Source organism: Micrococcus sp. HSID17227 (genome assembly GCF_003989405.1).
GTDB classification, from domain to species: domain Bacteria; phylum Actinomycetota; class Actinomycetes; order Actinomycetales; family Micrococcaceae; genus Micrococcus; species Micrococcus luteus.
This window is the reverse complement of record NZ_RBLN01000017.1, coordinates 1-21032: the sequence shown is the minus strand read 5'-3', so window position 1 is coordinate 21032 and position 21032 is coordinate 1. Positions and strand designations below refer to the sequence as shown.

At 73.6% G+C, this 21032-nt stretch carries 21 protein-coding genes and 1 tRNA gene; 14 read left to right on the top strand and 8 right to left on the bottom strand.

The window, feature by feature from the left end; translation table 11 throughout:
• From D8M29_RS02305 to ilvA, 8 genes are all read left to right on the top strand, one after another.
• Nucleotides 1–661 (top strand): septum formation initiator family protein (locus D8M29_RS02305; RefSeq protein ID WP_238693315.1); only part of this gene is annotated, 661 nt, incomplete at its 5' end.
• A 49-nt stretch (nt 662–710) separates the two neighbouring features.
• Nucleotides 711–2309, top strand: coding sequence for a DUF501 domain-containing protein (locus D8M29_RS14405; RefSeq protein WP_036316344.1), 1599 nt, complete (start codon nt 711–713; stop codon nt 2307–2309).
• Nucleotides 2310–2362: 53 nt separating this feature from the next.
• Nucleotides 2363–3778 (top strand): NAD(P)/FAD-dependent oxidoreductase, encoded by a 1416-nt coding sequence (locus tag D8M29_RS02295; protein WP_036316342.1) that lies wholly within the window; start codon nt 2363–2365, stop codon nt 3776–3778.
• Nucleotides 3779–3869: 91 nt separating this feature from the next.
• Nucleotides 3870–3946 (top strand) — tRNA-Leu (locus D8M29_RS02290).
• 184 nt (nt 3947–4130) lie between these two features.
• Nucleotides 4131–5006: a Bax inhibitor-1/YccA family protein gene (locus tag D8M29_RS02285; RefSeq protein WP_036384970.1), complete on the top strand. Its 876-nt coding sequence runs from the start codon at nt 4131–4133 to the stop codon at nt 5004–5006.
• A 121-nt stretch (nt 5007–5127) separates the two neighbouring features.
• Nucleotides 5128–6099 carry an aldose 1-epimerase family protein gene (locus tag D8M29_RS02280; RefSeq protein WP_036316338.1) on the top strand — a complete coding sequence of 324 codons (972 nt, stop codon included), beginning with the start codon at nt 5128–5130 and terminating at the stop codon, nt 6097–6099.
• Nucleotides 6096–7313 (top strand): AI-2E family transporter, encoded by a 1218-nt coding sequence (locus D8M29_RS02275; protein ID WP_036316336.1) that lies wholly within the window; start codon nt 6096–6098, stop codon nt 7311–7313. The genes D8M29_RS02280 and D8M29_RS02275 overlap by 4 nt, the downstream gene beginning before the upstream one ends.
• Nucleotides 7313–8644 carry a threonine ammonia-lyase gene (ilvA, locus tag D8M29_RS02270; protein WP_036316335.1) on the top strand — a complete coding sequence of 444 codons (1332 nt, stop codon included), beginning with the start codon at nt 7313–7315 and terminating at the stop codon, nt 8642–8644. The genes D8M29_RS02275 and ilvA overlap by 1 nt, the downstream gene beginning before the upstream one ends.
• 10 nt (nt 8645–8654) lie before the next feature.
• On the opposite strand, the gene D8M29_RS02265 is transcribed toward ilvA, so the two are convergent.
• The 3 genes from D8M29_RS02265 to D8M29_RS02255 all read right to left on the bottom strand — a co-directional run bounded on the left by D8M29_RS02265 (nt 8655) and on the right by D8M29_RS02255 (nt 10588).
• A complete protein-coding gene (locus D8M29_RS02265) occupies nt 8655–9293 on the bottom strand; it encodes a GPP34 family phosphoprotein (protein ID WP_036316333.1) in 639 nt (212 codons plus the stop codon).
• A 96-nt stretch (nt 9294–9389) separates the two neighbouring features.
• Nucleotides 9390–9884 carry a transcription elongation factor GreA gene (gene greA / locus D8M29_RS02260; RefSeq protein WP_002856531.1) on the bottom strand — a complete coding sequence of 165 codons (495 nt, stop codon included), beginning with the start codon at nt 9882–9884 and terminating at the stop codon, nt 9390–9392.
• Nucleotides 9885–10141: 257 nt separating this feature from the next.
• The gene (locus tag D8M29_RS02255) at nt 10142–10588 is read right to left on the bottom strand and encodes a DUF4307 domain-containing protein (protein WP_036316331.1); all 447 of its coding nucleotides are present in this window, start codon (nt 10586–10588) and stop codon (nt 10142–10144) included.
• 115 nt (nt 10589–10703) lie between these two features.
• Between D8M29_RS02255 and mca the strand changes: the two genes are divergently transcribed.
• Both mca and D8M29_RS02245 read left to right on the top strand, forming a co-directional pair.
• The gene (mca, locus tag D8M29_RS02250; protein ID WP_010079320.1) at nt 10704–11696 is read left to right on the top strand and encodes a mycothiol conjugate amidase Mca; all 993 of its coding nucleotides are present in this window, start codon (nt 10704–10706) and stop codon (nt 11694–11696) included.
• A 48-nt stretch (nt 11697–11744) separates the two neighbouring features.
• The gene (locus D8M29_RS02245) at nt 11745–12149 is read left to right on the top strand and encodes a hypothetical protein (RefSeq protein ID WP_036384966.1); all 405 of its coding nucleotides are present in this window, start codon (nt 11745–11747) and stop codon (nt 12147–12149) included.
• Between the two features lie 156 nt (nt 12150–12305).
• Here the strand turns inward: D8M29_RS02245 and D8M29_RS02240 are convergent, their stop codons facing one another.
• Nucleotides 12306–13025 (bottom strand): hemolysin III family protein, encoded by a 720-nt coding sequence (locus tag D8M29_RS02240; protein WP_049147423.1) that lies wholly within the window; start codon nt 13023–13025, stop codon nt 12306–12308.
• A gap of 105 nt (nt 13026–13130) precedes the next feature.
• Here D8M29_RS02240 and D8M29_RS02235 point away from each other — a divergent pair, with 105 nt between their 5' ends.
• Nucleotides 13131–13904, top strand: a complete 774-nt coding sequence (locus D8M29_RS02235; RefSeq protein WP_041105013.1) for an isoprenyl transferase — start codon at nt 13131–13133, stop codon at nt 13902–13904.
• Here D8M29_RS02235 and D8M29_RS02230 read toward each other — a convergent pair.
• Nucleotides 13883–14524, bottom strand: a complete 642-nt coding sequence (locus D8M29_RS02230) for a rhomboid family intramembrane serine protease (RefSeq protein ID WP_230277924.1) — start codon at nt 14522–14524, stop codon at nt 13883–13885. The two genes, D8M29_RS02235 and D8M29_RS02230, sit on opposite strands and share 22 nt — an antisense overlap.
• Nucleotides 14525–14752: 228 nt before the next feature.
• Between D8M29_RS02230 and D8M29_RS02225 the strand changes: the two genes are divergently transcribed.
• Both D8M29_RS02225 and D8M29_RS02220 read left to right on the top strand, forming a co-directional pair.
• The gene (locus D8M29_RS02225; RefSeq protein WP_049147419.1) at nt 14753–16201 is read left to right on the top strand and encodes a PhoH family protein; all 1449 of its coding nucleotides are present in this window, start codon (nt 14753–14755) and stop codon (nt 16199–16201) included.
• A 344-nt stretch (nt 16202–16545) separates the two neighbouring features.
• On the top strand, nt 16546–17049 hold the full coding sequence (locus tag D8M29_RS02220) for an A24 family peptidase (RefSeq protein ID WP_036316321.1): 504 nt from the start codon (nt 16546–16548) through the stop codon (nt 17047–17049).
• Nucleotides 17050–17139: 90 nt separating this feature from the next.
• Here the strand turns inward: D8M29_RS02220 and D8M29_RS02215 are convergent, their stop codons facing one another.
• Genes D8M29_RS02215 through D8M29_RS02205 form a run of 3 tightly spaced genes read right to left on the bottom strand, consistent with a single transcriptional unit; the run spans nt 17140 to nt 19875 of the window.
• A complete protein-coding gene (locus tag D8M29_RS02215) occupies nt 17140–18561 on the bottom strand; it encodes a class II fumarate hydratase (protein WP_044659622.1) in 1422 nt (473 codons plus the stop codon).
• 55 nt (nt 18562–18616) lie between these two features.
• Nucleotides 18617–19288: a carbonic anhydrase gene (locus tag D8M29_RS02210; protein WP_127435418.1), complete on the bottom strand. Its 672-nt coding sequence runs from the start codon at nt 19286–19288 to the stop codon at nt 18617–18619.
• Complete coding sequence (locus tag D8M29_RS02205) at nt 19285–19875, bottom strand: DUF4245 domain-containing protein (RefSeq protein WP_127435417.1); 591 nt, start codon at nt 19873–19875, stop codon at nt 19285–19287. Before D8M29_RS02205 ends, D8M29_RS02210 begins: the two co-directional genes overlap by 4 nt.
• A 107-nt stretch (nt 19876–19982) precedes the next feature.
• Between D8M29_RS02205 and glpX the strand changes: the two genes are divergently transcribed.
• Complete coding sequence (gene glpX, locus D8M29_RS02200; RefSeq protein ID WP_002854500.1) at nt 19983–21005, top strand: class II fructose-bisphosphatase; 1023 nt, start codon at nt 19983–19985, stop codon at nt 21003–21005.
• The last annotated feature ends 27 nt before the right edge of the window (nt 21006–21032 follow it).

Genomic DNA, 21032 nt, shown 5'->3' with positions numbered 1-21032 from the left:
GGTGAGCGGCAGCAGCGGCCCGCAGGGCGGCCAGGCGCGCCGCCAGGCCGGCCAGCCGTGCGCCCGGCACGGGCCCCCGGACGCGTCCCGGGCCGACCAGGCCCCCGCCGGGGACACCGCCCCCCCCCCACCCCCGTCGGCACCCCCGCGCCGCACGGCGCCGGCCCGCCCGGCCGCGCGTCGGCCCCGGCCCGCCCCCCGCGGCGCCGCCTCCGCCGCCGCCGCGGCCGCCCGCCGTCGGGCCCCGCTGCCGGAGCCGGTGCCGGCCCGGCAGATCACGGGCCGCTCGCTCATCGTCGTCGCCGTGCTGCTGGTGGCCGCCGTCCTGGTGGCGCCCACGCTGCGCGCGTTCCTGAACCAGCAGCTGGAGATCTCGGCCGCGCGCGAGGAGATCGCCGCCATGCAGGCCCAGCGCGAGGACTACGAGCGGCGGATCCAGCTGTGGGACGACCCCGCCTACGTGACCCAACAGGCGCGCGAGCGTCTCGAGCTGGTCATGCCGGGGGAGACCCTGTACTCCGTGACGGGGCAGCCCCCCGAGACCGGGACCGACACCGAGGCCGTGGACACGCCCGCCGCCGACGCGGACGAGGTCGTCAACACCCGCCTGCCGTGGGCCGAGGGCCTGTGGGACTCGGCCGTCCGCGCCGGGCTCGAGTGAGCCCCGCGTCCCGCCCCCGCCCGCACCACCCCCGCACCCCGAGGACACCATGACCGTCAGCCCCCGCCCCGCCCAGGACCGCACCGTCACCGAGCAGGACCTGGACACCCTGTCCCGCCAGCTCGGCCGCCCGGTCCGGGACGTCGTGGAGATCGGTGCCCGCTGCGTGTGCGGCAACCCCCTCGTGGCCACCACCGCGCCGCGGCTCTCCAACGGCATCCCGTTCCCCACGACCTTCTACCTGACGCACCCCGTGCTGACGGCGGCGGTCTCGCGCGTGGAGGCGGACGGGGAGATGGCACGCATGAACGACCGCCTCGCCCAGGATCCCGCGCTCGCGGCCGCGCACCGCGCGGCGCACGAGGCCTACATCGCCGAGCGGGACCGGGTCGGGGCCGAGGCCGGCACGGGGCCCGTCCCGGAGATCGCCGGGGTCTCGGCCGGCGGCATGCCCGAGCGCGTGAAGTGCCTGCACGCCCTCGTGGGCCACGCGCTCGCGGCCGGGCCGGGGGTGAACCCGCTCGGTGACGAGGCGATCGCCCTGGTGGCCCCGTGGTGGACGCCCGAGGTCTGCGCGTGCGAGGGCGCGTGGGACGAGGCCGCGGCGGTGCCCACGAAGGACCTGTCCCGGCACGTGAGGCACCTCGAACGCGTCGCCGCGCTCAAGGAGGTCACGGTGGCCGGCGTGGACTGCGGCACGAACTCCATCCGCCTGCTGATCTCCCGGCCGGCCGGGACGGATGAGACCACCGGCGCCGTGGCCGACCCGACGGCGCCGCTGGCCGACGTCGTGCGCGAGATGCGCGTGGTGCGCCTGGGCGAGGGCGTGGACGCCACCGGCGCGTTCTCCGACGCCGCGCTGGAGCGCACCTTCGCGGCGGTGGACGAGTACGCCCGCCTGGTCCAGCGCCACCACGCCGGCCGGGTCCGGTTCGTGGCCACCTCCGCCAGCCGGGACGTCTCCAACCGGGCCGCGTTCGTCGACGGCGTCCGGGAGCGGCTCGGCGTCGAGCCGGAGGTCGTCTCGGGCGCCGAGGAGGCCGCCCTGTCCTTCGCGGGCGCCGTCTCCGCCGTCGAGACCGCGGACCTGGGCCCGGAGGACCTCGTGCTCGTCGTGGACCTCGGCGGCGGTTCCACCGAGCTGGTCGTCGGCACGCCTGCGGGCGAGGTCGTGGGCGCGGTCAGCCTGGACATGGGCTGCGTGCGGTTCACCGAGCGTCATCTGCGCTCCGACCCCCCGACGTCGGACGAGGTCGCCGCGGCCCGCGCGGACGCCCGCCGCCTCCTCGACGACGCCGCCGCCCGCCTGCCGCTGGAACGCGTGGCGCGCGTGGTCGGCGTGGCCGGCTCGGTGACCACCGTGACCGCCGAGGCCCTCGGGCTCAGCACGTACGAGCCCGAGGCCATCCACGGTGCGCGCCTGCCGATCGCCGAGTTCCGCGCGGCGGCGGAGGGCCTCGTGGCGGCGACCCGGGCCGAACGCGCCGAGCGGGGGTTCATGCACCCGGGACGGGTGGACGTGATCGGCGCGGGCGCGCTGCTGTGGAGCACCGTCCTGGAGCGGGTGGCCGAGGTCGCGGGCGTCACCGAGGCCTGGGCGAGCGAGCACGACATCCTGGACGGGATCGTGCTCTCGCTGCGGTCCTGACCACGACGGCGGAGAGTGGAGGGGCCGGGCCCGTGCGTGCGTAGACTGGCGGTATGTCTCTCACTCCTGAACTGTCTCCCAAGCCGCGCCTGCTGATCGTCGGCGGCGGCTACGCCGGGTTCCATGTCGCCCGCGAGCTGCAGAAGAAGGTCGCCGAGCGCGGCGGCGTCGTGACCGTCGTCGACCCCCGCCCGTACATGACGTACTACCCGTTCCTGCCCGAGGTCGTGGGCGGCCACATCGAGGGCCGCCACGTGAACGTGGACCTGCAGACGCACCTCAAGGACGCCGAGGTCGTCCGCGGCGCCGTCGTGTCCGTGGACCACGCCGGCCGCACCGCCGTGGTGCGCGGCGAGGGCGGCGACGAGTTCGAGATCCCGTACCAGGACATCGTGATGACCGCGGGCGCCGTGACCCGCGTGTTCCCCATCCCGGGTCTGGGCGAGCAGGGCATCGGTCTGCGCTCGGTCGAGGAGGCCGTCCAGCTGCGCAACCAGATCCTGGAGCGCCTGGACGCCGGTTCCCTGATGACGGACGCCGAGGAGCGCAAGCGTGCCCTGACCTTCGTGGTGGTGGGCGGCGGCTTCGCCGGGATCGAGGCCATCGCGGAGATGGAGAACCTCATCCGCAACGCCGTGGAGCGCAACGAGCGCCTCTCCCAGTCGGAGATCCGGATCGTCCTCGTCGAGGCCATGGGCCGCATCATGCCCGAGGTCTCCGAGGAGCAGGCCCAGGGCGTGGTGGAGCACCTGAAGGACCGCGGCATCGAGGTCCTGCTCAACACCTCGCTGGGCGACGCCACGGACGGCGTCATGAAGCTCGTGGCCATGCCCTCCAAGGAGGAGGCGGAGACCTTCGCGGCGGACACCCTCGTGTGGTGCGCCGGCGTGGTGGCCAACTCCGTGGTCAAGAGCACCGACTTCCCGGTGGACGACCGCGGCCGCGTGGAGGCCACCCCCACCCTGCAGATCAAGGACGGCGAGGCCGGCGCGCTCGAGGGTGCGTGGGCCTGCGGCGACGTCTCCGCCGTGCCGGACCTGACCGGGGCCGGCCCGGGCGGCTTCTGCGTCCCGAACGCCCAGCACGCCATCCGTCAGGCCAAGCGTCTGGCCGCCAACTACATGGCCGTGCGCCACGGCGAGGGCGAGGTGCAGGAGTACGTGCACAAGTCCCTGGGCACCGTGGCGGGGCTGGGCTTCGGCCGCGGCGTGGGCAACCCGCTGGGCACCAAGATCGCCGGCATCCCGGCGTTCCTGGCCCACCGCGGCTACCACGGCTACGCGATGCCCACCCTGGAGCGGAAGTTCCGCATCCTGTCCGGCTGGGTCGCCGAGACCCTGTTCGGCCGTGACTCCACCTCGGTGGCGGGCCTGGACACCCCGTTCAACCCGTTCCGCCGCGCCGCGGGCGTCGAGCTCGAGCCCGGCCGCTTCGAGCGGCAGCGGGCCCTCGAGTCCTCGAAGGGCTGATCCCGCAGCCAGCGGGCCGCCGGCCCCGTCCGAGCGCATCGGGCGGGGCCGGCGTCGTCCGCACCCGGGCCCGCGTCCACGGGCCCGCCACGCCCCCGTGGCCCAACTGGCAGAGGCGGCCGACTTAAAATCGGCGTGTTGCGGGTTCGAGTCCCGCCGGGGGCACCACGCGTCTCCCCGCGCGCCTCGCTTCTGCGCCCACCGTGAACAGCCGGTGAACCGGCGCGGATCCACGCTCCGACCCCGCGCGCGGACACAGACCTCCCGATAGGATCGTGCTGAACCCCGGGGCACGAACGCGGCTCACTGCGGCGGCGTGCGACCGGGCCGACTCGACCCGAAGGAGTGAGCCGTGGCGAATCCGGTCATGAACTCTCAGAACTTCCAGCAGCAGATGCAGGGCGGCGGACAGGCGCAGCCCGGTTGGTACCAGGGCGGGCAGCAGTCCGCGCAGTCCCCGTACGGCCAGCAGCAGAGCCCGTACGGCCAGGCCCAGGCGTTCGGCGCCGGCCAGGCGGCCCAGCAGTACGCGCACCAGCAGTCCATGGAGGACGCCTTCCGCGCGCCCTCCGCCGGCCCGGAGCAGACCGGCCGGATGACCTTCAACGACGTCGTCGGCAAGACCGGCCTGATGCTCGTGCTCGTCGTGGTGGCGGGCGCCGTGGGCTGGTTCTCGCCGGGCCTGATGATCATCGGCGCGATCGCCGGCCTCGTGCTGGGCCTGGTCAACGCGTTCAAGCGCGAGCCCTCGCCCGTGCTGATCATGGCCTACGCCGTGGCGCAGGGCCTGTTCCTGGGCGGCATCTCGGCGTTCTTCGAGGGCGCCTACCCGGGCATCGTGGTGCAGGCCGTGCTCGGCACCTTCTCCGTGTTCGCGGTGATGCTGGCGCTCTACACCTCGGGCAAGTTCCGCCCGACCCCGCGCATGACGAAGATCGTCATGGGCGCCATGATCGGCTACCTCGTCTTCATGCTCGTCAACCTGGTCCTCACCTGGACCGGCATCGGCAACATGCGTGAGGGCGGCCTGGGCCTGATCATCGGCGCGATCGCCGTGCTGCTCGCCGCGTACTCGCTGACCATGGACTTCGAGATGGCCGCCGTGGGCGTGAAGAACGGCGCCCCGCAGAAGTACTCCTGGTCCGTGGCCTTCGGCCTGACCGTGACCCTGATCTGGCTGTACATCGAGATCCTGCGCATCGTCGCCATCCTGCGCGGCAACGACTGACCGGCGCCCCGTCCCCGCACGGAGACCCGCACCGCCGCCCCGGTCCTGCACAGGGCCGGGGCGGTCTGCGTCCGCGAGGGCGTAGATTGAGGGGGTCCCTCGCCGCCACTCAGGAGGTCCCGTGACCGAGACCAGCGACCTGCCCGCCTTCGGGGCTCCGGACGCCACCGGCACCCAGCACCGCCTGCACCGCGGGTCCGCGGAGGCCGTCGTCGTCGGCCTGGCCGGTGCCCTGCGCAGGTACCGCGTGTCCGGCGTGGACCTCACCGAGCCGTACGGCCAGGACGTGGTCCCGCCCGCCGCCAACGGCATCCAGATGAGCCCCTGGCCGAACCGCGTCGCCGGCGCCCGCTGGATCCTGGACGGCGTCGAGCAGCGCCTGGACGTCACCGAACCCGCGCGCGGCCACGCCAGCCACGGCCTGCTGCGCAACACCCACTTCGTCACCGAGACGTTCTCCGCCCACGCGGTGACCCTGCGCGGTGAGATCCACCCCCAGCACGGCTGGCCGTTCCGGCTCACCCACCGCGTCACGTACGAGCTCGAGGCGGACGGCGGCCTCACCGTCACCGCCGAGGTGCAGAACCACACGGACGCCACCGTGCCCGTGGCGGTCGGCTCCCACCCGTTCCTGCGGATCGGGGACGTCCCGACGGCGGAGCTGAGCCTGCGCGTGCCCGCGGACGCCTGGATCCGCACGGGGGAGGACCTCATCCCCGTGGAGACCCTGCCGGTGGACGGCACCGACCTGGACTTCCGCCGCGGCCGGGCCGTGGGCGAGGCCGCCCTGGACGTGTGCCTCACCGGCCTGACCCCGGACGCCGACGGCCGGCACCGCCAGACCCTGCTCGCCGCGGACGGCCGCGCCGTGACCCTGTGGACCGACCACGCGTTCGCCTACACCCACGTCTTCGTCACGGACCGGCTGCCCGGCCGTGACACGGCACTAGCGGTGGAGCCGCTCAGCGCTCCCGCGGACGCCCTGAACTCGGGGGAGGGCCTGCACCGGCTCGCCCCGCACGCCCGCTGGAGCGTCCAGTGGGGTCTGACCCCCCATGTCCCCGACCACCCACACGAGGAGGATCGCGCGTGAGCTCGACCCTGGCGGCCCAGACCAAGATCGACAAGGACGTGCCCTACGGGCTGACGGTGGCCGCGGCCTGGTCCTGGCGGCTGGTGGCCGTCGTCATCGGCATCGGCGTCGTGGTGTACCTGCTGGGCTTCGTGAGCCTCGTGGTGATCCCGATCCTCGTGGCCGCGCTGCTGGCCACCCTGCTGGCCCCGGTGTTCCAGGCGATGCGGCGCATCAAGGTGCCGGGCGTCGCGGCCGCCCTGCTGTGCGTGCTGTTGCTGGTCGTCGTCGTGGCGGGCCTCATGGGGCTCGCCGGTCAGCAGATCGTCCAGGGCTTCGCCCAACTGGGCGACCAGCTGGGCCAGGCCGTCGACGACGCGATCGCCTGGCTGGCCGGCGTGGGCGTGGAGATCCCCCGTTCCGGTGCCGGGCTGGAGGGCCTGTGGCAGACGCTGCGGGACAACTCCGCCACGGTCATCAACAGCGCCGTCACGTTCGGCTCCACGGCCGTCAACATCGGTGCGGGCCTGTTCATCGCCCTGTTCTCCCTGATCTTCTTCCTCTACGACGGCGACCGCATCTGGCGCTTCCTCCTGATCTTCGTGCCGAAGGCGCACCGTGCCACCGTGGGCCGCGCGGGCCGCTCGGGCTGGCAGTCGCTCGGCTCCTACGTGCGGGTCCAGATCTTCGTGGCGTTCATCGACGCCGTCGGCATCGGCATCGGTGCCCTGATCCTGGGCGTGCCGCTGGCCATCCCGCTGGCCGTGCTCGTCTTCCTGGCCTCGTTCATCCCGATGATCGGCGCCACCCTGACCGGCGCGATGGCGGTGCTCCTGGCGTTGATGTCCAACGGCCTGGTCAATGGGCTGCTCATGCTGGGCGTGGTGCTGCTCGTGCAGCAGATCGAGTCGAACGTCCTGCAGCCGCTCGTGATGGGCAAGGCCGTCGCGCTGCACCCGCTGGCCGTGTTCCTGGCCGTCGCCGCCGGGTCCACCGTCTTCGGGCTGGCGGGCGCCGTGTTCGCCGTGCCGGTGCTGGCCTTCGTGAACAGCTTCGTCCGCGCCCTCACCGCGGACGTGCCGGAGGAGCTCACGGAGCGGACGGACCACGCCCTCGAACCGGGCGGCGCGGAGGACGAGGCGGCCGGCTCCCACCGGTACCGCCCCTCGACGCACGAGGACGCCGCCCTCGCCTCCGAGGCCGACGCGGGCACCCGGCACGGGGACGACGCCTGATGGGCGCGGCGCAGGCCACGGACACCCCGGACCGGACCGTCCCGACGCCGTCGCCCCGGTGGGTGCGGCCCGCCGGCGGCCCGCCGGCCCCGGCGGCGCTGCCCGTCACCCTCGAGGAGATCGAGCGGGCGCGCGAGACGCTGCGCGGGATCGCCGAGCTCTCCCCGCTGCAGCACTCCCGGGCGCTCTCCCGGGCCGTGGGCACGGACGTGCACCTGAAGTGCGAGAACCTGCAGCGGGCCGGCTCGTTCAAGGTCCGCGGCGCCTACGTGCGGATGGCGCAGCTGAGCGAGGAGGAGCGCGGCCGCGGCGTCGTGGCCGCCTCGGCCGGCAACCACGCCCAGGGCGTCGCCCTCGCGGCCGCCAAGCTCGGCATCCGCGCCCGCATCTTCATGCCGCACGGCGTCGCCCTGCCCAAGCTGCAGGCCACCCGGGACCACGGCGCCGAGGTCGTCCTGCACGGCTCCACCGTGGACGAGTCCCTCGCCGAGGCGCAGCGGTGGGCCACGGAGACCGGTGCCGTGTTCATCCCGCCGTTCGACGACCCGGCCGTGATCGTGGGCCAGGGCACCGTCGGCCTCGAGATCCTCGACGTGCTGCCGGACGTGGACACCGTGATCATGGGCATCGGCGGCGGGGGGCTCATCGCCGGCACGGCCGTGGCCCTCAAGGAGGCCGCCCGGCGTCGGGGGCGCACGGTGCGCGTCATCGGCGTGCAGGCGGCCACCGCCGCGGCCTTCCCCGGCTCCCTCGAGGAGGGCCGCGTCCAGGTGCTGGAGAGCGTGTCCACCATCGCGGACGGCATCGCCGTCGGCAGGCCCGGGGCCCTGCCGCTGCGGATCGCCGCCGAGCTGGTGGACGCCGTCGTGACCGTCACGGACGACGAGATCGCCGCCGCCCTCGTCCACCTCCTCGAGCGCTCCAAGCTCGTCGTGGAGCCGGCGGGCGCCGTCGGGGTGGCCGCCCTGCTGGCGGGCCGCACGGCGGACCTGGGCTTCGAGCTCGGCACCACCGCCGTGGTCCTCTCCGGAGGGAACATCGACCCGATGCTCATGCTGAAGTCCATCCAGGCCGGGCTGTCGGCCGCCGGGCGCTACATGACCGTGCGCATCCCGCTGCGGGACCGCCCCGGCGAGCTGGCCACGATCTCACGGATCATCGCGGACACGGACGCCAACGTGGTGCGCGTGGACCACACCCGCGTCGGCCCCGAGCTGTCCATGGGCGGCGTGCACATCACGATCGACATGGAGACCCGCGGCGCCGAGCACTCCGCCCAGGTCCTGGAGGCGCTGCGCGGGGCCGGCTACAGCCCGGCCCCGCTGCCCTGACCGGGCCGGCTCAGGCCACGGAGCCGGCGGCGGCCGCGGTGATGGTGCCGCAGGTCCCGCCCACCGCGCGGCGCACGGCCTGGACCAGGAGGTCCTCGCGCGTCAGCGTCTCGATGCGACGGACCATCTCGCGACGGTCATAGCGCTCGTGGGCGCCCGGCAGCAGGCGCCGGGCCAGGTTGAGGTGCTGCAGCACGCCGAGCAGGAGCACGTCCTCGTCGGAGGGCTCTGCCTCGTCCAGGACGACGGCGGTCAGGTGCGCGAGCAGCTCGGCGCGCTCGGTGCCGCGGGGGACGTGCCGGGTGGCCAGGAAGGCCTTGCGCTCGGTGAGGCGGCCGGTCTCGGTCAGATGGGCGACGACGGCCTTGCGCAGGTCCGGCTTGCCGGCCGCCACGGTGGCCACGAGCGGTCGGCCGGCCAGGGCGTCGACCTGTCCGAGGGAGGAGTCCAGGACGGGGTCGCCGGTGGTGCCGGCCGCGGTCACGAGCACGCGGGCCCGGTCCACGGGGACGTCCTCGAGGGTCACGATCCCGGCGGACCGGTGGTCGGCCAGCGCGGCGGCCGCGAGGGCAACGCGGTGGTGGGAGGGGCTCTCGGAGCACCCGTCCTCGCGGGTGAGCAGCAGGTGTGCCTTCTCGACGGTCAGCATGGGGCCAGAGTAGCAACGGGGGCGCGGTGGGACCCGGGACGGACGACGGCCGCGGCCCCTGGAGGGGACCGCGGCCGTCGTCGGAGTCGGGGTCGGTCAGCCGGAGTAGGGCTGGACGTCCTTGACCTCGACCTTGATGTCCTTGCCGTTCGGGGCGGTGTAGGAGACCTTGTCGCCCTTCTTGGCGCCGTTGATGGCCTCGCCGAGCGGGGAGCGCTCGGAGTAGACCTCGAGCGACTCGTCGTCCGCGGCGATCTCGCGGTTGCCGAAGAGGAACGTCATCTCGTCGCCGGCGACGACGGCGGTCACCACGGTGCCCGGGTGCACGGCGCCGTCGTTCTCGGCGGCCTCGCCGACGCGGGCGGTCTCGAGCAGGTGCTTCAGCTCGGCGATGCGGCCCTCGTTCTTGGACTGCTCCTCGCGGGCGGCGTGGTAGCCGCCGTTCTCCTTGAGGTCGCCCTCATCGCGCGCGGCCTCGATGCGCTCGATGATCTCCTGGCGACCGGGGCCGGAGATGTGCTCGAGCTCCTTGGAGAGGCGGTCGTACGCCTCCTGGGTCAGCCACGGGGCGTCGGACTGGCTGGTGGTCATGCTCTGTTCCGCCTTTCTGTCTCGGGTGATGCGGAGTCCGGGGCGCGGCGCACCGTATCCGGTGCGCGATCCGCGTCCGGCGGACGCGCCCGCATGCGAAAGACCCCGCCGACCAGGAGGACGCGCGTGACCCGAGGGCTCCGTGCGACGCCTGCCTGACTCACCGGCGGGGCGGGAATGCTCCGACGAGTCTATCCGGGCGGCGTGCGTCACACCAAAGGCGGCCGCTACGCCGAGGGCGGAGCGGCCGGGAGGGCTCAGACCTTGCGGCAGGTCTCGACGATGCCGGAGTCGCCCCGCACCACGGTGCGCACGTCCACGGTGTAGCGCTGCTGCGCGTCCGAGGGGGAGTCCCGCCGGTCGGCCGGCAGGGTCTCCAGGCGGACGGTGCGGAAGCCGACGGGGGCGGCGTGGGAGTCGGTGACGAGCACATCGCACTCGGCCTGCACGCCCTCCGGGACGGAGGCCTGGAAGGTGACGGTCGCGTGGCCGTCGTCCTCGATGGTGAAGCCGACGTCCTTGTACTCGATGGCGCCCACGGACATGTTCAGGCCGATCCACACGGACAGCAGCACGGCCACGACCAGCCCGAGCCCGCCGAGGCCCGCCCACAGCCGACGACGGCCCGGACGCGTGTGGTTCGTGCCGTACCGGTTGGCTAATGTGGGGTCCTGCGCGCGGACCGCGGGGGCGTGGTGAGACATCCCCTCCACCCTAGCCGCTGCCCGCCGCCGGAGGCCGATGACGACGTCGGCCCAGCCCCCTCACGCCGTCGCCCCCGCGGCGGCCCCGCCATCCGGACAGGAGTGTGCGATCCCCGTGACCGATCAGACCCCCCAGGCCCAGCCCGCCGCAGGCACCGCCCTGCCGCCCTCCACCGGGCTGCGCCTCATGGCGGTGCACGCCCACCCGGACGACGAGTCCTCGAAGGGGGCCGGCACCATGGCCGCCTACGCGGCGGCCGGGGCCGAGGTCATGGTCGTCACGTGCACCGGCGGCGAGGCCGGCACCCTGCTCAACCCGTCGTTCGGGGACACCACCCGGGCCGACCGGGACATCGCGGCCGTGCGCCGCGAGGAGATGGCGGAGGCCGCGCGCATCCTCGGCATCCGGCACGCCTGGCTCGGCTTCCTCGACTCGGGCCTGCCCGAGGGGGATCCGCTGCCGGCCCTCCCGGCGAACTGCTTCGCCGAGATCCCGCTCCGGGATGCGGCGGCCCCGCTGATCTCGCTCGTGCGCCGGTTCCGCCCGCACGTGCTCATCTCCTACGACGAGGTCGGCGGCTACCCGCACCCGGACCACCTGCAGGCCCACGCCGTGACGATGGAGGCCTACCGGGCCGCGGGCCTCGCGGACGAGTACCCCGAGGCCGGGCCCGCGTGGGAGGTCTCGAAGGTCTACTACGACTGCGGCTTCAACCCGCGGAAGTTCCGCACGATGGCCGCGGTGGCCGAGGCCGACGGCGAGGACGTGCCGTTCGCCCGACGCCTGATGATGTTCGACGCGATGGACGCGATGCGCGAGGTGCTGCGCCGCCGCGAAGCCGGGGAGGACGTGCCCGACCCGGAGGTCATCCCGCCGTGGGTCACCGCGGACCACGACGTCACCACCCAGGTGGACGTCACCGGCTTCCTCGACGAGCGCGACGCCGCCCTGCGGGCGCACCGCACGCAGATCGACCCCGACGGCATGTTCTTCGACGCCCCCCACGACCTGCAGCGGCGCGCCTGGCCGTGGGAGGACTTCGCGCTGATCGACTCGCGCGTGCCCTCCGAGCTGCCGGAGCACGACCTCTTCGCCGGCCTGCGCTGAGTCGCCCCGGCTCGGGCCGTGCGGCCGGGGCCGGTAGAGTGGGGCGGCGTGACACCCCTGTCTGGCCTTCCCCTCGTCCTCACCGCGCTCGCGGCCGCGAGCCCCGCGCCGGTGCCCGCCGTCCCGGAGCCGACGCTGCGCCCCGGGCTCGAGGAGGCGGAGGTCACCCCCGGCATCGAGGGGTTCCTGTTCACCGCGCTCATGGTGGTCATGGCGATCATCGTCCTCCGCGTCATGGTCCGCTCGGTGCGCCGCGTCCAGCAGCGTTCCCCGGAGGCCGAGGCCATGCTCGTGGAGCGCCATCAGCAGCACCTGCCGGACGAGGTCCGCGCGGGCGGTGAGCACCTGGACGCGGACTCGGAGGACCGGCTGCGCCGCCTGCAGGAGAAGTACCCCGGCTACCTCCAGGAGCCGGCCCCGGAGCCCCAGGCCCCGGACACCGGACGCGACTGACCGTCGTCGGGCCCGTGCACGCCCGAGACTCGGCGCCGGAGACTCCACGCCCGAACCCTTGAGGCCCGCAGACGCGCCGCTACGGCATGGACGTAGCGGCGCGTCTGCGGGCCTCGGCGCTGCCCGGCGGGGCGCAGGCCCCCGTCCCCGACACGCTCAGGCGACGACGAGCACCGCCCGGTAGATGGCGACGGCGTGGCATACGAAGCCGGCCACCGTGAAGGCGTGGAACAGCTCGTGGAAGCCGAACCACTCGCGGTGGATCGTGGGGGCCTGCAGCGCGTAGAAGACCGCGCCCGTGATGTACGCGACGCCGCCGGCCACGATCAGCCACCCCGCCGCCGCATCCGCGGCGAAGAAGTCGCCCAGGTAGAGCAGCGCCGCCAGCCCGAGGGCCACGTACACCGGCGTGTAGAGCCAGCGCGGGGCATCCGTCCACAGCACCCGGAACGCGACGCCGGCCACGGCCCCCACCCACACCAGGGTGAGCAGCACACGCGCCCGGTCTGGAGCCAGCAGGGCCAGGGAGAGCGGCGTGTAGGTGCCGGCGATGACCAGCATGATGTTCGTGTGGTCCAACCGCTTGAGGACACGGGAGACCACCTCGTTCCACTGCACCAGGTGGTACGTCGCCGAGACCCCGAACAGCAGCAGGCCCGTCACGGCGTAGACCGCGCTGGCCCACCGCAGCGTCGCGGTCGGCGCGAGCACGATGAGCACGATGCCGGCCGCCAGCGTCAGCGGCGCCATGACCGCGTGGATCCAACCGCGCAGTCGGGGCTTGTACAGCGGATGGTCGGGGTCGCGGATGCGCTCGATGCGCCAGCGCAGGCGACGGGCGGCGTCGGTCTCGCGGAGGGGTGTCACAGGGTCCATGCCTCCATTGTCGTCGGTCGGCCCGGGGCCGGGGCACGGGATGGTCGCTGTGTGCCGCGCGCGTATCCTGGAGGCTCGCAGGACCGTCCGAGAGGGGAGCGCGCCGTGGGTCGACCCGAGGCCTTCTACCGCCTGTACGAGCGGCGGCTGACGCGCGGCCTGGACCCGGAGCGCCTGCCACGGCACATCGGCGTGCTGGTGGACGGCAACCGTCGCTGGGCCCGCGCGTTCGGGGCGTCCACGCAGCAGGGCCACCAGGCCGGCGCTGAGCGCATCCTCGACTTCATCGGCTGGTGCGACGAGGCCGGCATCCCCGTGGTCACGCTCTACATGCTCTCCACCGAGAACCTGCGGCGTCCGGCGGAGGAGCTCGCCCCGCTCCTGGAGATCATCCAGACGACGGCGGAGCGCCTCGCCCAGCCGGCCGAGGGCCGCGCCCCCGTGTGCGTGCAGCCGGTCGGCGCGGTGGACCTGCTCCCCGAGCCCATGGCGCGACGGCTCGCCGAGGTGGCCGAGCAGACCAAGGGCCACGACGGCGTGCACGTGAACGTGGCCGTGGGCTACGGGGGCCGCCAGGAGATCCTCGACGCCGTGCGCGAGCTGCTGCGGGACGAGCACGCCCTGGGCCACAGCGCGGCGGAGGTGGCCGAGTCCGTCACCGTCGAGCAGATCGCGGACCGGCTCTACACGCGCGGCCAGCCGGACCCGGACCTGGTCATCCGCACGTCCGGGGAGCAGCGGCTCTCCGGGTTCCTGCTCTGGCAGTCCGCCTACTCGGAGTTCTACTTCTGCGAGGCCATGTGGCCCGCGTTCCGCAAGGTCGACTTCCTGCGCGCCCTGCGCGACTACGGCAGCCGTCAGCGCCGGTTCGGCACCTGACGGTCGGCGCGGCCCCACCACAGGCCCAGCAGCACCCCGACGACGGCCCCGGCCAGGTGGCCGGTCCACGAGATGCCGGGGGCCGGCAGCAGGCCGATCAGGCTCGAGCCCAGGTGCGTGAGCGCGACGAGCACGGAGACGACGACCGCCCCGATCCGCCGCACCGCGATCCCGTAGACGATCAGGAACGCGATCAGCGCGTACACGATCCCGGAGGCGCCGATGTGCACTCCGGGGGTGCCGATCACCCAGGTCAGCAGGCCCGAGCCCAGCCAGGCGCAGACGAGCAGGGCCACCGGCCGACGCGAGACCAGGGCGGCCAGCGGACCGAGGACGAGCAGCGCCGTCGTGTTGCCGATCAAGTGGGCCCAGCCGGCGTGCAGCACGGGGGAGAACAGGACCCCGTCCAGGCCCTCGAGGCGTCGCGGGATCAGCCCCACGCCGGGGATGATCACCCGGCCGAGGAAGATCAGCACGAACTGCGCGACCCACATGGCCGCGATCAGCACGGCGGTGGGCGCGACGGCGCCCAGCAGGCGGCCGCCGGCGCGCTCGGCCAGGGTCGGGGCGGGGGCCGGGCCGCCCGGCAGATCGGGCAGGCCGGGGGACGGGCGGTGCATGCTCAAGGGCCCTCCTGGGGACGGGGAGCGGGCGGCCGTCGGGACGTCGGCGGCGCGTCTCCAGTGTAGAGAGCACTGGCCCTCGGGGACCGTGGCGGGGCCCGGACGGACCGTCACCGCGACTTCATCCCGGGTTCACCGTGCCGGGCCCCGGCGGACGACGCCGCTTCCTAGCGTGGCCCGTGGGCGGACCCCCGCCCACATGGTTCACCGGCACAGGAGGCAGACATGGTGGCAGAGCTCGTGGAGCACGCGCAGACCCGGCAGGAGCCGCCGAGCCGGCCGGGCCAGGCGCGCGCCGAGGCGGGGCCGGCGGAGGCGACCGGCCTGCGGACCTACGTGGTGGACACGTCCGTGCTGCTCTCGGACCCGCGCGCCCTGCTGCACTTCGCCGAGCACGAGGTGGTCCTGCCGCTCGTGGTGGTCTCGGAGCTCGAGGCCAAGCGCGCCGACCCCGACCTCGGCTACTACGCGCGCACGGCCCTGCGCCTGCTCGACGACCTGCGCGGCCGCCACGGCGCGCTGGACCAGCCCGTGCCGATCACCCCCGAGGGCGGCACGCTGCGGATCGAACTGAACCACGTATCCGTGGACGTGCTGCCCCTGGGCATCCGCGGCACGGACAACGACTCCCGCATCCTCGCCGTCGCGAAGGCGCTCGCGGACGAGGGCGCCACGGTCACGGTCGTGTCCAAGGACCTGCCGATGCGCGTGAAGGCGGCGGCCATGGGCCTCGCCGCGGACGAGTACCGCCACGAGCTCGTGCGTGACTCGGGCTGGCGCGGCACCGTCTCCCTCAGCGTGGCGCAGGAGCGGCTGGACGCCCTCTACGACGACGGCGAGGTCGACCTGGCCGGCGTCCCGCTGGGGACCCTGACCGGCACGGGCGTCGAGACCGGGCCGGAGGAGGCCCCGGCCGAGGCGGTCCGCCTGCCGGTCAACACGGGGCTGGTGCTCACCGCGCCCCGGGGCTCCGCCCTGGCCCGGGTCGGCGAGGGCGGCCGAGCCTGCCTGGTGCGCGGGGACCGCGACGTGTTCGGCCTGCACGGCCGTTCCGCCGAGCAGCGGCTGGCCATCGAGCTGCTGACGGATCCGAGCGTGGGCATCGTCTCCCTCGGCGGCCGCGCGGGCACCGGCAAGTCCGCGCTGGCGCTGTGCGCGGGCCTCGACGCCGTGATGGAGCGCCGCGAGCACCGCAGGGTGGTCGTGTTCCGCCCGCTGTACGCCGTCGGCGGCCAGGACCTCGGCTACCTGCCCGGCTCCGAGGGCGACAAGATGGGCCCGTGGGCGCAGGCCGTGTTCGACACCCTGGGTGCGCTGGTCTCCCCGTCCGTGGTGGACGAGGTGGTGGACCGCGGGATGCTGGAGATCCTGCCGCTGACGCACATCCGCGGCCGCTCGCTGCACGATGCGTGGGTGATCGTGGACGAGGCGCAGTCGCTCGAGCGGAACGTGCTGCTCACGGTGCTGAGCCGGATGGGCCGCAACTCGAAGGTCGTGCTGACCCACGACGTCGCCCAGCGGGACAACCTGCGCGTGGGCCGGCACGACGGCATCGCGGCCGTGGTGGAGCGCCTCAAGGGCCACCCGCTGTTCGGACACGTGACGCTGACCCGTTCCGAGCGCTCCCCGATCGCCGCGCTGGTCACGGACCTGCTGGAGGAGGGCCGGGCCTGAGCCGGGCGGCGGGGTCGGTCATGAAAAAGGGGCCGCTGCCGAAGCAGCGGCCCCCGGCGGGGGTGCTCGGCCCCGCGGAGGGGGGGATGGGGGACCGAGGAAGCCCGCCACCATGGCCCCTTTGAAACGGGATTGAGGCCATGGGGTCTGTGTGAGCCCCGTACGTCCATGAGACGGCTGGAAGCTCGTGACTTCAGAGTAGACCCGTGCCCGGGGTCGTCGCAATGGGCGGCCCCGGTTGCGCTGTCGGCAGAACACCGGGTGGCCGGACCGTGAACGCGAGGTGGCCTGATCGCCTGTGGACGGCGGCCGGGCGGGTGCGCCGCCCGGCCTAGGCTGGGCGCATGAGCGGAGTGGGATGGGCGTGGACGCACGGCGCGCCGGCGACGGCGGTGCTGTGGACCCTGGGGCTGGCGTGGTTCGCGGTGTGCTCGGGCGTGCTCGTGCGCACGGACCTGCGGGAGCATCGGCTGTCGAACCGATGGACGCTGCGGCTGGCGCTGGGCGGGTTGGCGATGATGACCGGGGGAGCGCTGCTGGCGGGCCGGGGTGACCTGGCCCTCTGCAGCCTGCTGGGCGGTCTCGGCTACACCGTGGCGATGCTCGCGCTGCACGTGCTCAGCCGCGGCGGCCTCGGGATGGGGGACGTGAAGCTCGCCGGCGGCCTGGGCGTGTACACGGGGGTGCTCGGTCCGACGGCGGTGCTCGCCGCCGGGGTGGGCGCGATCCTGCTCGGCGGAGTCGTGGCGGGGCTGCTGGTCCTCGCGGGCCGGGCGACGGGGCGAACGGCGCTGCCGTTCGGGCCGGCGATGGTGGCGGCGGCCGCCGGAGTGCTGGTGCTGGCGTGAACGTCGAGCGGCCGCCCTCCGCACGGGAGGACGGCCGCTCGGCGTCGTGGCCCGGGAGGCGGCGTCGCGCCGCTCACCGAATCCGCCGGATCACTCCGGGTGGGTCATGGACATGGTGTCCAGGGCCTTGTCCAGCTGCTCCTCGGTGATCTCGCCGCGCTCGACGTAGCCGAGGTCCACGACGGCCTCGCGCACGGTCATCTTGTTCGCGACGGCGTGCTTGGCGATCTTGGCGGCGGCCTCGTAGCCGATCACCTTGTTCAGCGGGGTCACGATGGACGGCGAGGCGCCGGCGAGGAAGGCGCAGCGCTCCTCGTTGGCCTCGATGCCGTCGATCATCTTGTCCGCCATGACGCGCGTCGTGTTGGCCAGCAGGCGGATGGACTCGAGCAGGTTGGCGGCCATCACGGGGATGCCCACGTTGAGCTCGAACGCGCCGTTGGTGGAGGACAGGGCGACGGTGGTGTCGTTGCCGATCACCTGGGCGCACACCATGATCGCGGCCTCGCAGATCACGGGGTTGACCTTGCCCGGCATGATCGAGGAGCCCGGCTGCAGGTCCGGGATGGCGATCTCGCCGAGGCCGGTGTTCGGGCCGGAGCCCATCCAGCGCAGGTCGTTGTTGATCTTCATGAGCGAGAACGCGATGTTCCGCAGCTGGCCGGAGGCCTCCACGAGGCCGTCACGGTTGGCCTGGGCCTCGAAGTGGTTGCGGGCCTCGGTCAGCGGCAGACCGGTCTCCTCGGCGAGCAGCTCGATCACGCGGGCGGAGAAGCCCTTCGGGGTGTTGATGCCGGTGCCCACGGCGGTGCCGCCGAGCGGGACCTCGGCCACGCGCGGCAGCGCGGACTGGATGCGCTCGATGCCGTAGCGGACCTGCGCGGCGTAGCCGCCGAACTCCTGGCCCAGGGTCACCGGAGTGGCGTCCATGAGGTGGGTGCGGCCGGACTTCACGACGCCGGCGAAGGCCTCCGCCTTCTTCTCGAGGGAGACGGCCAGGTGGTCCAGCGCCGGGACGAGGTCGTTCACGAGGGCGGCGGTGACGGCCACGTGCACGGAGGTCGGGAACACGTCGTTCGAGGACTGGGAGGCGTTGACGTGGTCGTTGGGGTGCACCTCGTCCTCGGAGCCGGCCTCCTTCAGTGCGCGGGTGGCGAGGGTGGCGAGCACCTCGTTGGTGTTCATGTTGGAGGAGGTGCCGGAGCCGGTCTGGAACACGTCGATCGGGTACTGGTCGTCGTGGTCGCCGGCGATGACCTGGTCCGCGGCGGCGACGATGGCGTCCGCGCGCTCCTGCGAGATGATGCCCAGCTCGGCGTTCGCCTTGGCCGCGGCCTTCTTGACCTGCGCGAGGGCGTGGATGTGGGCGGGCTCGAGGCCCTTGCCGGAGATCGGGAAGTTCTCCACGGCGCGCTGGGTCTGTGCACGGTAGAGCGCGTTCACCGGCACCTTCACCTCGCCCATGGTGTCGTGCTCGATGCGGAACTGCTGATCGGTGTTCTCTGCGGTCATGGTCACATCCTAGGACGGCGTGGGCGCCCGGTGCCGCACCGGACGCCCGGCGTCGTCAGACCGCCAGGTCGCCGTGCACGCGGCCCGGTCGCGCGGTGCCCTCGGACAGCGAGTAGGTGAGCCCGACGACGGCGGTGCGCCCGGACTCGACGGCCGCGCGGACGGACTGCGAGGTCTCCAGGAGGTGGTCGCAGGTCTGGTCCACGTGCTCGGCCACGAACTCGTCGACCTCCTCCAGCCCGCGGCGACGCCCGGCCAGCACGGACGGGATGATGCGCTCCACGAGGGGGCGCACGAAGCCGCGCGGCATGGTGCCGGAGATGTAGGACTCGACCGTCGCCGTGACGGCGCCGCACGAGTTGTGGCCCAGGACGATGACGAGCGGGATCTCCAGCACGTCCACGCCGTACTCGATGGAGCCCAGCACGGCGTCGTCGATCACGTGGCCGGCCGTGCGCACCACGAACACGTCGCCGAGGCCCAGGTCGAAGATGATCTCGGCCGCCAGGCGCGAGTCGGCGCAGCCGAAGATCACGGCGACCGGGGCCTGGCCGGCCGTCAGCCCGCTGCGGCGCTCGGCGTTCTGGTTCGGGTGGCTCGGCTCGCCCGCCACGAAGCGGCGGTTGCCCTCGACGAGGACCTCCCACGCCTCGGCGGGGGTCAGGTCGGAGGTGGGGACGACGACGTCGGGGGCCGGCGTCGTCTCGGAGCGGGTGTGGGGGGTCATCGGGTCTCCTTCGCGACGCCGTGCGCCAGGTCTTCGAGGACGGCGCGGTCGCCGGTGGTGGTCAGCACCACGGTGCTGCCGTCCACCTCCGCCACGAGCCGTCGCTCCGGTTTCTTCGGATCGGCGTGGAGGTCCCACGCGATCCCGTCGATCTCGATCGTCTCCGACGTCGGGACCTGGTCCACCCGCAGGCTCACCCAGGTGGGGTCGACGTCCTCGGCCTGCTGCAGGCCCGCGAACACCGTGTCCGTGACCACCCAGCCGACGTCCCACGTGGAGACGCCGTCCAGCTTCTGCAGGCGGGCGTAGTTGGCGTACCAGGACTCCGGTACCTCGGGCGCCAGGGCCGGCAGGTCGCCGTCGTCGTGGGGGATCGTGGCGGCCTCGGCGGCGACGTCGACGCGGTCCTCACGGGGCCGCTGCGGCGGCTCCGGGTTGAGCAGGAGGACCACGGCCACGATCGCCAGCAGAGCCGCCAGGGAGAGCACCATGGCCATCCACGGCTGCCGGGCCCGCTGCGCCTGCTTGGCGGTCAGGACGGGACGGGGGGCGGGGGAGTGGGGGTCGGCGGAGCTCACGGTCAGCATTGTGCCACCCACGGGAGGCCGCCCCCGTAGGATGAGGACCGGGGCAGAGCCGCCCTCACGCCCCGTCCCGTGCGGACGGAGCGCCGCGAGCAAGGATCGGAGCAGCGATGACCAGCGCGTCCTCGGAGAAGACCGGCTACGAGAATCACGTCCCGGACCGCAACCTGGCCATGGAGTTGGTGCGAGTGACCGAGGCGGCGGCCATCGCCGCGAGCCCCTGGGTGGGTTACGGGGACAAGAACAAGGCGGACGGCGCCGCGGTGGACGCGATGCGCGCGTTCATGGACACCGTGGCCATGGACGGCACCGTGGTGATCGGCGAGGGCGAGAAGGACGAGGCCCCCATGCTGTTCAACGGCGAGCAGGTCGGCGACGGCTCCGGCGCCGCCGTGGACGTGGCCGTGGACCCGATCGACGGCACCCGCCTGACCGCCATGGGCTACAACAACGCGCTCTCCGTCTTCGCGGTGGCCGAGCGCGGCACCATGTTCGACCCGTCGGCCGTGTTCTACATGGACAAGCTCGTGGTGGGCCCCGAGGCCGCCGACTTCGTGGACATGCGCCTGCCGGTGAAGCAGAACGTGAACCTCGTGGCCAAGGCCCTGGACAAGCCCGTCTCGCAGGTGACCGTGTGCGTGCTGGACCGCCCCCGCCACGAGGGCCTGGTCAAGGAGATCCGCCAGGCCGGCGCCCGCGTGAAGTTCATCCTGGACGGCGACGTCGCCGGCGCCATCGCCGCCGCCCGCCCGGACACCGGCGTGGACATGATGATGGGCATCGGCGGCACCCCCGAGGGCATCGTCACCGCGTGCGCGATCAAGGCCACCGGCGGCATCATCCAGGGTCGCCTGGCCCCCACCGACGACGCCGAGAAGCAGAAGGCCCTCGACGCCGGCCTCGACCTCGACGCGGTGCTGACCACGAACGAGCTGGTCACCTCCGACCACTGCTACTTCGCGGCCACCGGCATCACCGACGGCGACCTGCTGCGCGGTGTGCGCTTCGCCGACGGCCGCGTGCACACGCAGTCCATCGTGATGCGCTCGTCGTCCGGCACGGTCCGCACCGTGGACGCCGAGCACGACGTGAAGAAGTGGTCCAAGTGGCTGGGGGACCGCGACGCCCGCTGAGCCCGCGGGCCGGTCTGCCGGGCTCAA